This is a genomic window from Streptomyces sp. CO7, from assembly GCF_053474865.1.
On the sequence record NZ_JBRIOU010000002.1, the window covers coordinates 622,512 to 635,271 of the forward strand.

11 protein-coding genes are annotated in these 12,760 nt (G+C 75.8%); 6 read left to right on the forward strand and 5 right to left on the reverse strand.

Annotated elements, in window-relative coordinates; genetic code table 11:
* Positions 1 to 699: GntR family transcriptional regulator (locus tag ACOV8S_RS04785; protein ID WP_448316268.1), on the forward strand; the 699-nt coding region annotated here is incomplete at its 5' end.
* A gap of 36 nt (positions 700 to 735) precedes the next feature.
* On the opposite strand, the gene ACOV8S_RS04790 is transcribed toward ACOV8S_RS04785, so the two are convergent.
* From ACOV8S_RS04790 to ACOV8S_RS04800, 3 genes are all read right to left on the reverse strand, one after another.
* Positions 736 to 879 (reverse strand): hypothetical protein, encoded by a 144-nt coding sequence (locus tag ACOV8S_RS04790; RefSeq protein ID WP_448316269.1) that lies wholly within the window; start codon positions 877 to 879, stop codon positions 736 to 738.
* Between the two features lie 567 nt (positions 880 to 1,446).
* Positions 1,447 to 2,250 carry a hypothetical protein gene (locus ACOV8S_RS04795; protein WP_448317351.1) on the reverse strand — a complete coding sequence of 268 codons (804 nt, stop codon included), beginning with the start codon at positions 2,248 to 2,250 and terminating at the stop codon, positions 1,447 to 1,449.
* 161 nt (positions 2,251 to 2,411) lie between these two features.
* The gene (locus ACOV8S_RS04800; RefSeq protein WP_448316270.1) at positions 2,412 to 4,136 is read right to left on the reverse strand and encodes a PucR family transcriptional regulator; all 1,725 of its coding nucleotides are present in this window, start codon (positions 4,134 to 4,136) and stop codon (positions 2,412 to 2,414) included.
* 264 nt (positions 4,137 to 4,400) lie between these two features.
* Between ACOV8S_RS04800 and ACOV8S_RS04805 the strand changes: the two genes are divergently transcribed.
* Genes ACOV8S_RS04805 through ACOV8S_RS04820 form a run of 4 tightly spaced genes read left to right on the forward strand, consistent with a single transcriptional unit; the run spans position 4,401 to position 9,434 of the window.
* A complete protein-coding gene (locus ACOV8S_RS04805) occupies positions 4,401 to 5,291 on the forward strand; it encodes an FAD binding domain-containing protein (protein ID WP_448316271.1) in 891 nt (296 codons plus the stop codon).
* Positions 5,291 to 5,779: a (2Fe-2S)-binding protein gene (locus tag ACOV8S_RS04810; protein ID WP_448317352.1), complete on the forward strand. Its 489-nt coding sequence runs from the start codon at positions 5,291 to 5,293 to the stop codon at positions 5,777 to 5,779. The genes ACOV8S_RS04805 and ACOV8S_RS04810 overlap by 1 nt, the downstream gene beginning before the upstream one ends.
* The gene (gene pucD, locus ACOV8S_RS04815; protein ID WP_448316272.1) at positions 5,776 to 8,268 is read left to right on the forward strand and encodes a xanthine dehydrogenase subunit D; all 2,493 of its coding nucleotides are present in this window, start codon (positions 5,776 to 5,778) and stop codon (positions 8,266 to 8,268) included. Before ACOV8S_RS04810 ends, pucD begins: the two co-directional genes overlap by 4 nt.
* Before the next feature lie 29 nt (positions 8,269 to 8,297).
* The gene (locus tag ACOV8S_RS04820) at positions 8,298 to 9,434 is read left to right on the forward strand and encodes an XdhC family protein (RefSeq protein WP_448316273.1); all 1,137 of its coding nucleotides are present in this window, start codon (positions 8,298 to 8,300) and stop codon (positions 9,432 to 9,434) included.
* On the opposite strand, the gene ACOV8S_RS04825 is transcribed toward ACOV8S_RS04820, so the two are convergent.
* Entirely contained in the window at positions 9,379 to 10,761 is a 1,383-nt protein-coding gene (locus tag ACOV8S_RS04825; RefSeq protein ID WP_448316274.1) for a chloride channel protein, read from the reverse strand. The two genes, ACOV8S_RS04820 and ACOV8S_RS04825, sit on opposite strands and share 56 nt — an antisense overlap.
* 98 nt (positions 10,762 to 10,859) lie before the next feature.
* A complete protein-coding gene (locus ACOV8S_RS04830) occupies positions 10,860 to 11,279 on the reverse strand; it encodes an SRPBCC family protein (protein WP_448316275.1) in 420 nt (139 codons plus the stop codon).
* Positions 11,280 to 11,412: 133 nt separating this feature from the next.
* On the opposite strand from ACOV8S_RS04830, the gene ACOV8S_RS04835 reads away from it, so the two are divergent.
* Entirely contained in the window at positions 11,413 to 12,402 is a 990-nt protein-coding gene (locus ACOV8S_RS04835; RefSeq protein WP_448316276.1) for an NAD-dependent epimerase/dehydratase family protein, read from the forward strand.
* The last annotated feature ends 358 nt before the right edge of the window (positions 12,403 to 12,760 follow it).

Genomic DNA, 12,760 nt, shown 5'->3' on the forward strand with positions numbered 1-12,760 from the left:
CACCCGCAGGACGGCCCGGCGACCGCCGCGGGACCGCTGCCGGGGCCCAGGGAGCCGTACGCGCCGCGCGTGGTGCGGCGCGCCTCGGTGCGCGAGCAGGTGCTGCAGGCCCTGCGGGCAGCCCTCCTCTCCGGGGAGCTGGCGCCGGGCGAGGTGTACTCCGCCCCGGCCCTCGGGCAGCGGCTCGGCGTGTCGGCGACGCCCGTGCGGGAGGCGATGCAGCAGCTGGCCCTCGAGGGGGCCGTCGAGGTGGTCCCCAACCGCGGCTTCCGGGTCGCCGAGCGCGGGGCCCGCGAACTGGCCGAGCTGGCCGAGGTGCGGGCCCTCATCGAGGTGCCGGTGGTGCTGCGCCTGGCCCGCACCGTACCGGCGGGGCGCTGGGCCGAACTGCGCCCGCTGGCCGAGCGGACGGTGCTGGCCGCGTCGTCCGGCTGCGAGGCCACCTACGCGGAGGCGGACCGGGCCTTCCACCGGGCACTGCTGTCCCTGGCGGGCAACACCGAGCTCGTGCGCATCACCGAGGACCTGCACCGCCGCTCGCAGTGGCCGCGGACCGGCGGTGCGGCCGGGGCGCGCCGGCACGCCGAGCTGCTCGCCGACGCGACCGAGCACGGCGCGCTGCTGGACGCCCTGGTGGCGCAGGACCTGGACGTGGTCCGCCGGCTGGTGGGGGAGCACTTCGCCGGCGCGGAGGGATAGTTCCCGCTCCGCGCGCGGCGCCCCTCCACGCGGGCGTCACGCCCCGGGCGTCAGCAGCTCCCAGCGGCCCTCCGAGACGATCTCGACCGTGCCGCCCTCGTCCACCACGAAGGCCGTGTCGTCGTCGACCGCGTACGCCGGGCCGCCGATCCCGGCCGCCCACCGCCGGGCGTTGGCCATGGTGTTCCACGGCAGCGACGGGTGCTCCAGGTGGGGGAAGATCGAGAAGTCGACGACCCCCAGGGTGGTGTCGCCGCCGGTGGGCGGCTCCCACTCGACGAACTCCTCGCCGATGCGGGGGGGGCATCACCATGCTCCCGGCGCTCAGCCCCACCCAGACGGTGTCGCGCAAGGACGGCAGGAGGTCCGCCGGCCCGGACTGCCGCATCCAGTGGCACAGGTAGAGCGCGTCGCCCCCGTTCACCAGGAGCACGTCCGCCTCCCTGACCCAGGGGACCCAGCGCTCCCGGTCCATGCTCGGCAGCGCGGTCAGCTCGAGGATCCCCAGCGACTTCCAGCCCAGGTCGCACATCGGCGTGGACGACCGGCCGGCGATGAACTCCCAGGCCCCCGACGGCGTGACCTGGGGGTGCCCGTAGGAGGCGGTGGGACGCACAGGGCGGTGGACTCGGCGACCGGCTTGCCGAGGAGGCCGACCAGCGCGTCGCGGATGCTCCGGTTGCTGACGCCGCCGGAGGTGAGGAGATGGCGCATGACGTCCTTCGGGTGGGTGTCGGGCGGCGCGTCTCAGGCGGCGCCGTCCGCGGCGACCGGCTCGTCGGGCGCCTCGGTGTCGTCCGGTTCCACCTGCGGGGCCAGCCAGGTCGGCACACCGCCCAGCAGCCGGTGCAGGCGGCGCGCCTCGGCGCGCAGGCGGCGGGCCCGGCTCTCCGGCTCCGTCGCGGCGAGGGAGACCAGCGCCGGGGCCGTGCCGACCAGGTAGCCGATCTCCTCCCGCAGCCGCAGCGACTCGGCGAAGCCGTGCCGGGCCTCCGCGACGTCGCCGTCCCGCAGGGCCAGCGTGGCCAGGTGCCGCCAGGTGCAGGAGAGCAGCAGCGGGTCGGGGTGCGCGGTGGCTCCGGCGTGCGCCCTGCGGTAGGCGGCGCGGGCCGCCTGCGGGGCCTGGGCGAGGTTCTGGGCGACCAGGCCGCGCCGGAAGTCCAGCAGCGCCCGCCGGGGGGTCGCGGGAGGGATCAGCGCGGCGGCCCGGCCGAGCGCGGCGCGGGCCTCGTCCGCCCGGTCGCGCACCCCGTGCAGGGTGGCCGCGTAGGCCAGGAAACCCCGCTCGCAGGCCGCCGCACCGCGTTCCTCCGGGGTGCGGGCCGCCGCCTCCGCCGTGCGCAGCGCGTCCTCGGCGTCCTCCCAGCCCTGTTCGGTGTACAGACAGCGCTCCACCCAGAGCGCGGCCCGCTGCAGCGCGTCCTCGGGACCGTCGCCCGGGAGCAGGGCCGCCGCGTCCGCCCAGCACGCCCTCGAGCGCAGCCGCCATACGGCTTCCTGCAGTGTCTCGCCTTCCGCGGGTGTTGCGGTGTTCGTCGCGGTACCGGACATGGCGGAGTACGCCACGTTGCCCTCCCCGAGCACGCCGTCATCGAGCCGGATGTGGTGGTGGCGGAATCTCAGCACGATTCAGATGTTCCGGCCAAGAGGTCGGGTGAAACATTTCACAAAGTGGCCGGACCCCGGGTGCCCCGGGCCGGATACCGCCCAGGTCAGCTCATCCGCAGGGCCAGGAAGAAGTCGAGCTTGTCCTCCAGGCGGGAGAGGTCACGCCCCGTCAACTGCTCGATGCGGCCCACCCGGTAGCGCAAGGTGTTGACGTGCAGGTGGAGACGGGCGGCGCACCGCGTCCACGAGCCGTCGGCCTCCAGGAACGCCTCCAGCGTCGGGATCAGCTCGGCCCGGTGGCGCCCGTCGTACTCCCGCAACGGGTCCAGCAGCCGGGCGGTGAAGGCGCGCCGCACGTCGTCGGGGACGAACGGCAGCAGCAGCACGTGCGAGGCCAGCTCCTGGTGGCCGGCCGCGCAGACCGCGCCGGGGCGGGCGGCGGCCACCCGGCGGGCGTGCCGGGCCTCCTCCAGCGCCCCGCGCAGTCCCTCCGCGCTGTGCACGGCGGCGCTGACGCCCAGCGTCACGCGGCCCTCGTCACCCAGGCCGGCCGCCAGCGGCTCGCGGACGGCGGCCAGCAGGGATTCGGCCGACAGGCCCTGCGGCTGCCGGTCCGCGGTGTCGGCCTCCTCGGCCGCGCCCAGGCCCTCGTCGCCGGAGGGCGGCAGGGGCACCAGGGCGACCGCCTCCTCCCCGGAGACCGCCACGGCCAGCCGGTCGGACGGCTCGGGCCCGGCCGCCGACGGGTCGGCCAGCAGCTCCTCCAGCAGTGCCTGCGCCCGTCGGGCGCCCTCGGCGCCGTCCTCGGCCCCCTGCCACTCGACGCGGGCCACCACCACCTGCCAGTCCGGGGCGGCGTCCAGGCCCGGCAGCAGCACCGGGGCGGCCACCCGCAGCCGGGCCGCGATCTCGCCGGGGGCGGCGCCCGCCTGGACCAGCTCGAGCAGTTCCTGGGCCAGCCTGCGCCGCACCGTGCGCCCGGGCTCGCGGCGCTCGCGTTCGACGGCCACCAGCTGGGTGACCCCGTTCACCAGGTCCAGCCGGGCGTCGGGCCACTCGGCGGCGTCGGCCTGGACGGCGAGCAGCCAGTCGGAGAGGGCCGGACCGGCCGGGGCGGTCTCCCGGCGCACGGCCTGGCCGGGCCGCTCGGGGCGGGCGGCGGCGCGGACCGGGAAGAGCGAGTACGTCACCCCGGCGGCCGTCACCCGATGGGGTGCCCTTCGTCCGGCGCGCAGGGCGGCCAGGTGCTCGGCGGCCAGCCGGGTGCGGATCTCCGGGGCGAGCGAGCCGGCGTCCTTGGGGCCCGCGATCAGACGGCCGGCCGGGGAGAGCACCCAGGCCCGCAGGTCGAGGTCCGAGCCCAGCAGTTCCAGCACCACGTCCGGGCCGCCCCCGGCCGGGCCGGCCGTCATCATCCGGCGGTGGCGCTCCACGACCGCCGCCAGGTCCCCGGCCCGCTCGCCCGACACCTGGCGCACCACGTGCTCGGTGATGCTCGCGAACGCAACGGACTCGTCCACCGCGAACAACGGCAGCCGGTGCCGGGCGCACGCCTCGACCACGTCGTCCGGGATGCCCGCCAGCTCGGCCTCGCCGGCCCCGAGGGCGGCGACGCCCGCATCGGCGAGAATGCGGACGAACCGTTCCGAGTCGGCCGGCTCGTGACGCCAGGCGAGACCGGTCAGGACGAGCTCCCCACCTGCGAGGTAGCGGCTGGGGTCCTTCAGGTCCGTGGTCATCACGCCGCGCACCGCGCGGTCCAGCTCGTCCTCGCCGCCGAGCAGCCGCAGGCCGAGCCCGGGGGTGTCCAGCAGTGCGCGGAGCCGCATTCCAGTCGCCGCCGTTCAGGTCTCGAAGTCGTGGGGCAGGGAAGCCGTCGTGTTCCCGAACGGGAACTCACGGATCGCACGGACCCCTCTTTCATACGAATCTACAAGATGGAAGTCCTGGCCAGCGAATTCCTTCGTGCCTTCGGCGACTGACCCGACCGGGTGAGGGGGCGGTGTACTGGCCGGAGCGAGCGTCAACACGTATCGGACCACCCCTTCGCGCCACGGGGCGTGGACCCGCAGTCCAGGAGGAGCGGCCCAGGCATGGAATTCCTACGACCGGCCGGCTGGGAGGAGGCGCTCGCGGCGAAGGCCGAGTACCCCGACGCCGTGCCCCTCGCCGGCGGGACCGACCTCATGGTCGAGCTGAACTTCGGCCACCGCCGGCCCGAGCGGCTGCTGGACCTCGGCCGGATCACCGAGCTGAAGGAGTGGGAGACCGACAAGGACGCCGTCCGGCTGGGCGCCGGCGTCTCCTACACGCGGATCATGGAAGGCCTGCGGCGGGAGCTGCCCGGCCTCGCGCTGGCCTCGCACACCGTGGCCTCCCCGCAGATCCGCAACCGCGGCGGCGTCGGCGGCAACCTGGGTACCGCCTCGCCGGCCGGCGACGCGCACCCGGCCCTGCTCGCGGCCGGCGCCGAGGTCGAGGCCGTCTCCGCCCGCGGCACCCGCCTGATCCCGATCGACGACTTCTACCTGGGGCCCAAGCGCAACGCGCTCGCCCCCGACGAACTGATCCGCGCGGTCCGCGTGCGGCGGGCCGACGGCCCCCAGCAGTACGCCAAGGTGGGCACCCGCAACGCCATGGTCATCGCCGTGTGCGCCTTCGGCCTGGCGCTGCACCCTCACACCCGCTCCGTGCGCACCGGCATCGGCTCCGCCGCCCCCACCCCCGTGCGCGCCCGCGAGGCCGAGGACTTCCTCGCCGGGGTCCTGGAGGAGGAGCGCTGCTGGGACAACGGGCGCGTCGTCCCGCCCGCGGCCGCGCGGCACTTCGCCGACCTGTGCGCCGCCGCCTGTTCACCCATCGACGACGTCCGCGGCACCGCCGCCTACCGCCGCCGCGCGGTGGGCGTGCTGGCCCGCCGCACCCTGGGCTGGGCCTGGGAGGAGTACCGCGGGAGCGCCCGCGCCACGGAGGGAGCCGCATGATGCGCGTCCGGATGACGGTCAACGGCCGCGCCCGGGAGGCCGACGACGTCTGGGAGGGTGAGTCGCTGCTCTACGTGCTGCGCGAGCGGCTCGGGCTGCCCGGCTCCAAGAACGCCTGCGAGCAGGGCGAGTGCGGATCCTGCACCGTCCGCCTGGACGGGGTGCCGGTCTGCGCCTGCCTGGTCGCCGCCGGACAGGCCGAGGGCTGCGAGGTGGTCACCGTCGAAGGCCTCGCGCCGGACGGTGAACTCTCCACCGTGCAGCGGGCGTTCGTCGACGCCGGAGCGGTCCAGTGCGGCTTCTGCACCCCCGGTCTGCTGGTCGCCGCCGACGACCTGCTGGACCGGAACCCGAAGCCCGCCGACGCGGACATCCGCGAGGCGCTCTCGGGCAACCTGTGCCGCTGCACCGGCTACGAGAAGATCATGGACGCGGTCCGGCTGGCCGCCGCCCGGCGCTCCGCCGAGCCGGAAGGGGACCGGGCATGAGCGACGTCACCGACCCGCGCGGCACCACCGGCCTCACCGGCCGGGGCCCCGCGCCCGTCATCCCGGGGGTGCGCTCCGAGCTGGGGCCGCGCGGCCCGCTGGCCGGGCTGCCCACCCGCTTCGCCCGGCGCGCCGGCAACGCGGGCGGCGTCGGCGAGTCGGTGCTGCGGCCCGACGGAATCCTGAAGGTCACCGGGGAGTTCGCCTTCTCCTCCGACCTGTGGCACGAGCACATGCTGTGGGGCCACCTGCTGCGGTCCACGGTGGCCCACGCGGAGATCCTCTCCGTGGACGTCTCCGAGGCGCTGGCCACCCCGGGCGTGCACGCCGTGCTCACGTACGACGACCTGCCCACCGAGGTGCGGCACTACGGGCTGGAGATCCAGGACACCCCCGTCCTCGCCCACCGCCGGATCCGCCACCACGGCGAGCCGGTCGCCGCCGTCGCCGCCGACCACCCCGAGATCGCCCGGCGCGCCGCCGCCAAGATCAAGGTGGAGTACCGCGAACTCCCGCTGATCACCGACGAGGCGAGCGCCACCGCGCCCGACGCGGTCCTGATCCACGAGGGCCGCACCGACCACCACGCCCCGCACGTCCCGCACCCCAACGTCGTGCACCGCCAGCCGATCGTCCGCGGCGACGTCGAACAGGCCGCCGCCCGGGCCGACTTCACGGTCCGCGGCGAATACGAGTTCGGGATGCAGGACCAGGCCTTCCTCGGCCCCGAGTCGGGCATGGCCGTCCCCGCGGAGGACGGCGGCGTCGACCTGTACGTCGCCACCCAGTGGCTGCACGCCGACCTCCGGCAGATCGCGCCCGTCCTCGGCCTGCCCGAGGACAAGGTGCGGATGACCCTGGCCGGCGTCGGCGGCGCGTTCGGCGGGCGCGAGGACCTCTCCATGCAGATCCACGCCTGCCTGCTCGCCCTGCGCACCGGACGGCCGGTGAAGATGGTCTTCAACCGGTACGAGTCCTTCTTCGGCCACGTCCACCGCCACCCCGCCCGACTGGTCTACGAGCACGGCGCCACCAAGGACGGCAGGCTCACCCACGTCCGCGCGCGGATCGTGCTCGACGGCGGCGCCTACGCCTCCTCCTCCCCGGCCGTGGTCGGCAACGCCGCCTCGCTGGGCGTCGGGCCCTACGAGGTGGACGCCGTGGAGGTCGAGGCGCTCGCCCTCTACACCAACAACCCGCCCTGCGGCGCGATGCGCGGCTTCGGCGCCGTCCAGGCGTGCTTCGCCTACGAGGCGCAGATGGACCGTCTCGCCGACGCCGTCGGCATGGACCGGGTCGAGTTCCGGCAGCGCAACGCCATGACCCAGGGCTCGGTGATGCCCACCGGGCAGGTCGTCGACTCGCCCGCGCCGGTGGCCGAGCTGCTGCGCAGGGTCAAGGAACTGCCGCTGCCCGAGGAGCGGCCCTGGGAGACCGGGGCGGGCGCGGTCGACGTGCGGGCGCTGCCCGGCGGACTGTCCAACACCAGCCACGGCGAAGGGGTGGTGCGCGGCGTCGGCTACGCCGTCGGCATCAAGAACGTCGGCTTCTCCGAAGGGTTCGACGACTACTCCACCGCCCGGGTGCGGCTGGAGGCCGCCGGGGGCGAGGCGGTCGCCTCGGTGCACACCGCGATGGCCGAGGTCGGCCAGGGCGGCGTCACCGTCCACGCCCAGATAGCGCGCACCGAGCTGGGCGTCTCCCAGGTCACCATCCACCCGGCCGACACCCGGGTCGGCAGCGCCGGCTCCACCTCCGCGTCCCGGCAGACCTACGTCACCGGCGGCGCCGTGAAGCGGGCCTGCGAGCTGGTGCGCGAGAAGGTGCTCGACCTCGGACGGGCACGGTTCGCCACCACGCGGCCCGGCTGGGCGTCCGACGGCGCCTGGGACGGGCTGCGGCTGGAGGGCGGCGAGGTGGTCGCCGAGGACGGCACCGCGCTGGCCACCCTGGCGGAGATCCTCGGCGACGAGGTGGTCGAGGTGGAGACCGAGTGGCGCCACCGGCCCACCGAGCCGTTCCACCGCCACACCGGGCAGGGCGACGGCCACGTCCAGTACTCCTTCGCCGCGCACCGTGCCGTGGTCGACGTCGACGTCGAACTCGGACTGGTCAAGGTGGTGGAGCTGGCCTGCGCCCAGGACGTGGGCAAGGCGGTCAACCCGCTCGCCGTGGTCGGCCAGATCCAGGGCGGCAGCACCCAGGGGCTGGGGGTGGCGCTGATGGAGGAGATCGTGGTCGACCGGGCCACCGGACTGGTCCGCAACCCCTCCTTCACCGACTACCTCATCCCCACCATCCTCGACACCCCGCCGATGCCGGTGGAGGTGCTGGAACTCGCCGACGAGCACGCCCCCTACGGGCTGCGCGGGGCGGGCGAGGCGCCCACCCTGTCCTCGACGCCGGCGATCCTGGCCGCGGTGCGCGCCGCGACCGGCCTCGACCTGCGGCGGGCGCCGGTGCGGCCGGAACACCTCACGGACGGGTAGACGTCCGCCCGGCGGAAAGGAGTGCGGCCATGCTGGACATCGCGCGGGAACTGCACGGCTGGATCGGCCAGGGCCGTGACTTCGCCGTCGCCACCGTGGTCGCCGTGGGCGGCAGCGCCCCCCGGCTCCCCGGGGCGGCGCTGGCCGTGGACCGGGACGGCGAGGCGGTCGGATCGGTCTCCGGCGGCTGCGTCGAGGGCGCCGTCCACGAACTGTGCCTGCGGGCGCTGGAGGACGGTCGCCCGGTGCGCGAGAGCTTCGGCTACGCGGACGCCGACGGGATCGCGGTCGGCCTGACCTGCGGCGGGACCGTCGAGGTGCTGGTCGTGCCGGTGCGCGTGGGCGACGCGGTGCGCCCGGTGTACGCGGCCGCCGTCGCCGCGGCGCGGCGGCGCGAGCCGGCCGCCGTGGCGCGGATCGTCGAGGGCCCCGCCGAACTGCTCGGCCGCGCCCTGCTCGTCGGCGCCGACGGCGCCGTCTCCGGCGGCTTCGGCCGGGGGAGCGACCTCGACCGGACCGTCGCCGAGCAGGCCGCGGCCCTGCTGGACGCCGGGCGCGACGCCTCCCTGGTCGAGATCGGAGAGCAGGGCTCGCGATGCGGAGCACCGCTCTCGCTGCTGGTGGAGACCTCGGCGACGCCGCCCCGGATGATCGTCTTCGGCGCCGTCGACTTCGCGGCCGCCCTGGTGCGGGCGGGCCGGTTCCTCGGCTTCCACGTCACCGTCTGCGACGCCCGCCCCGTCTTCGCCACCGTGAGCCGCTTCCCCGAGGCGGACGAGGTGGTCGTCGACTGGCCCCACCGCTACCTGGAGAACACCCTCGTGGACTCCCGCACCGCGCTGTGCGTCCTCACCCACGACCCCAAGTTCGACGTCCCGCTGCTGACCGCCGCACTCGGCCTGGACGTCGCCTACGTCGGCGCGATGGGCTCCCGCCGCACCCACCTGGACCGCCTGGCGCGCCTGCGCGAGGAGGGCGTGGGTGAGGAGGCCCTCGCCCGCCTCAGGTCCCCCATCGGCCTCGACCTCGGCGCCCGCACCCCGGAGGAGACGGCCCTGTCCATCGCGGCCGAGATCGTCGCCTGCCGCCGGGGCGGCACCGGCGTGCCCCTCAGGGGTGGGGAGCTCCCGATCCATCCCCGCCCGTCCGGCCCAGCGCCTGGGTGACGACCACCGACACCACCGCCGCCAGCACGATCAGCGGCATCTGGTCGTGCGCCGCCCGCCCCAACAGCAGCACGGCCAGCACGGAACTGGTCAGCGGGAGCCCGGTCACCGCGGTCGCCGCCGCCGCGATGCCCAGGGCCAGCGCCGGGGTGGTGCCCAGCCCGGGCAGCCCGGAGCAGGCGAGGCCCGCGCTCGCGCCCAGCAGGACCGACGGGAAGATCGGGCCGCCGCGCAGGCTGCCGAGGCTGATGCCCCACGCCAGCCCCTTGAAGAGCACCAGCGCGAGCAGCGCCGCGACCGGCCAGGCGTGCGGACGGCCGGCGAGCTGGGCGAGCGTGGCCTGCCCGGAGAGCGCGGCCTCGGCCGGCGAGCGCCCGGTGACCAGCGCGTAGGCGGCGACGCAGACGCCGACCGCCACAGCGCAGGCGACCACCCGCCGGCCCGTGGGGGCGCCCGCGGCGCTCCCGTTCCAGGCGGCGGTGCGCCGCCCCAGGCGCCGGGCGAGGGTGATCACCACCGCGATCAGCGCGGCCAGCGGCAGACCCCACAGGAAGTCGCCCGCGTCCGGACCCACCCGGGGCAGCGCCGACGACGGCAGGGTCAGGGCGCCGATCGACAGGCCCGTCCAGTGGCCGAAGCCGGTGAAGACCAGCGCGCCCGTCGCGCTCGCGGTCAGGCACGGCAGCAGCAACGCCACCAGCCGGGCGCCGCCGACCCCGGCCGCCTCCACCACCAGCACGGCGGCCACGATCGGCCCGCCGAGGATGGTGGAGATCGCCGCCGTGGAGCCGGTGTTGGCCACCACCGCCGCGGCCTGCGGATCGTCCGGCCCCTTGCGCAGGCGCAGCGCCAGCAGCGCCAACCCGCTGCCGACCGCCATCAGCGGAGCCTCCGGCCCGAGGACCACTCCCAGCGGGAGGGTGAGCAGCGCCGCGAGCACCACGCTCGGCAGCGCCGCCGGCCCGATGGGGGGCCCGCCCAGACCGTTGACCGGCAGGTGGCCGCCGCGACCCGGCAGCCGGGTCACGATCGGCGCCAGGATCAGCCCGGCCAGCAGCAGCGCGGGCAGCGGCCACCACCAGGGCGGCGCGGAGTGCCCGAGGGCCTCCGGCAGCGAGGTCCACACCCAGTGCTGGAGCTCGTGCTGGAGCGCGACGAAGAAGAAGCAGGCCAGGGCGACCGGCACGCCCAGTACCGCCGACAGCAGGAGCAGCCGCAGGTAACCCCGGCTCAGCAGGGTCTGGCGCAGCGCCTTCTCCGCGGTGCCGGCGGCGGGAGGGGCCGTCGCGGGAGCGGGCGAGGGGGTGGAGTCCGGGGAAGTGCTCACGTTCTCCTCGGGCGGGTCGCGGGCGCCGGGGCGGGAAGGCCCACGACCAGTCAACGCGGCGGCGCCGCGCCCCGCACCTCACACGCACCCGGGCGGCGTCACTCCCCGCGCAGCAGCCGGTTGAGGGCGCGGCCGAACAGGTGCCGCCCGGCGGCGCGCAGCACGCCGTCGAAGAGACCCGGCAGGAAGCGCAGCCGGACGTCCTCGCGCCACAGGACGTGGGCCCTGCCGCCGGGCCCCGGCCGGACCTCCAGCTCGGCCCAGCCCAGCACCACCCGGCCGCGCTTCTCCAGCCTGCAGCGGCCGCCCGCGCCCGCCGCCGGCGGGTCCCAGACGGTGATCTCCATCAGGTCGAGGAATCCCACCGGCCCCACCCCGGTCCGGGCCCGCACGAAGCGGTCGTCCGCCGTCACCCGGGTGAAGGGGACCGCCTTCCCGTGCCGGGGCCAGTCCGTCACCCGCCGCCACGCCTCGTCGAGGGGCAGCGGCACCGTGCGCTCGATCAGGAATTCGGCCATCCGCCGATGGTAGAGAACCCATGCCCTTGGACCCCGGCATTCGCCCAACCGGGTGAGCCTTCGACATGCGCCGCCCGAACCGGGTACTCGCGGTCCGCAGTTCCCCGCCGCAGGCGAGAGGAAGGAGAGGCGTATGAGCCGCCCCAACTGGTTCGGCCGACCCCGACGTCCCTGGCGACGCGCCCTGGTCACCGGCGGCGCCGGATTCGTGGGATCCCATCTCTGTGCCCGGCTCGTGTCCGAGGGCACCGAGGTGGTCTGCGTGGACAACCTCTGCACCGGCTCCCGGGCCAACGTGCTGGACCTGGAGCAGGGCAGCGGCTTCACCTTCGTCCAAGGAGACGTCACCGAACCGGGCCTGCTGGCCGACCTGCCGGGCCGGTTCGACCTGGTGCTGCACTTCGCCTGCCCGGCCTCGCCCGCCGACTACCTGCGGCTGCCGCTGCAGACCCTGGAGGTCGGCTCCACCGGCACCCGCCACGCCCTGGAGCGGGCGGGCGTCGACGAGGCCCGCTTCCTGCTCGCCTCGACCTCCGAGGTCTACGGCGACCCCCTGGAACACCCGCAGCGCGAGGCGTACTGGGGCAACGTCAACCCCGTCGGCCCGCGCAGCGTGTACGACGAGTCCAAGCGGTTCGCCGAGGCGCTCACCACCGCCCACCGCCAGGTGAACCGCACCGCCGCGGCGATCGTGCGGATCTTCAACACGTACGGCCCGCGGATGCGGACCGGGGACGGCCGCGCGGTCCCCACCTTCATCTCCCAGGCGCTGGACGGCATGCCGCTCACGGTGGCTGGCGACGGCGGGCAGACCCGCTCGCTGTGCTACGTCGACGACACCGTCGAGGGGGTGCTCGCCCTCGCCGCGTCGGAGGAGACCGGACCGATGAACATCGGCGGCTCCGAGGAGATCACCATGCTGGAACTGGCCCGCCGGGTCATCGAGCTGACCGGCTCCGCCTCGCGGATCCGTTTCGTCGACCGCCCCGTGGACGACCCCGGGCGACGCCGGCCCGACACCACGCTGGCCCGCGAACGCCTGGGCTGGCAGCCGCGGACCAGCTGGAGCGACGGGCTCGGCGAGACCATCGGCTGGTTCGCCGGAACGGCACAGGCGGCCTGAGCGCACCCACGCCGGCGGCCGCCCCGAGCGTCGCGGGCGGGCCGCTCCGCACACCGCGGACGGCCACCCCCGGACACGCGCGGGCCGACCGCCGTGGACCGGGCGCGGACGGCCACCCTCGAGCACCACGGCCGGCCATCGGGCACTCCGGGGACCGCCACCGCGAGCACCACGGACGGCCATCGCAAGCACCACGGACCGCCATCGCAAGCACCACGGACGGCCATCGCAAGCACCACGGACGGCCGCCCGCGCGCCGGGCGCGCCAACCGGGTGACAGTGGTCCGCCCCGGGTTTCGCCGCCCTCCGATTCGGCACCCGCCCACCCCGCGCCGCCAGGTGCGACGCGGGGTGAACC

Coding starts and splice junctions, on each gene's coding strand:
- ACOV8S_RS04820 (WP_448316273.1), top strand. CDS start 8,298: ATGCTGGACATCGCGCGGGAACTGCACGGCTGGATCGGCCAGGGCCGT.
- ACOV8S_RS04795 (WP_448317351.1), bottom strand. CDS start 2,250: ATGTCCGGTACCGCGACGAACACCGCAACACCCGCGGAAGGCGAGACA.
- ACOV8S_RS04800 (WP_448316270.1), bottom strand. CDS start 4,136: ATGCGGCTCCGCGCACTGCTGGACACCCCCGGGCTCGGCCTGCGGCTG.
- ACOV8S_RS04810 (WP_448317352.1), top strand. CDS start 5,291: ATGCGCGTCCGGATGACGGTCAACGGCCGCGCCCGGGAGGCCGACGAC.
- pucD (WP_448316272.1), top strand. CDS start 5,776: ATGAGCGACGTCACCGACCCGCGCGGCACCACCGGCCTCACCGGCCGG.
- ACOV8S_RS04835 (WP_448316276.1), top strand. CDS start 11,413: ATGAGCCGCCCCAACTGGTTCGGCCGACCCCGACGTCCCTGGCGACGC.
- ACOV8S_RS04805 (WP_448316271.1), top strand. CDS start 4,401: ATGGAATTCCTACGACCGGCCGGCTGGGAGGAGGCGCTCGCGGCGAAG.
- ACOV8S_RS04790 (WP_448316269.1), bottom strand. CDS start 879: ATGGCCAACGCCCGGCGGTGGGCGGCCGGGATCGGCGGCCCGGCGTAC.
- ACOV8S_RS04830 (WP_448316275.1), bottom strand. CDS start 11,279: ATGGCCGAATTCCTGATCGAGCGCACGGTGCCGCTGCCCCTCGACGAG.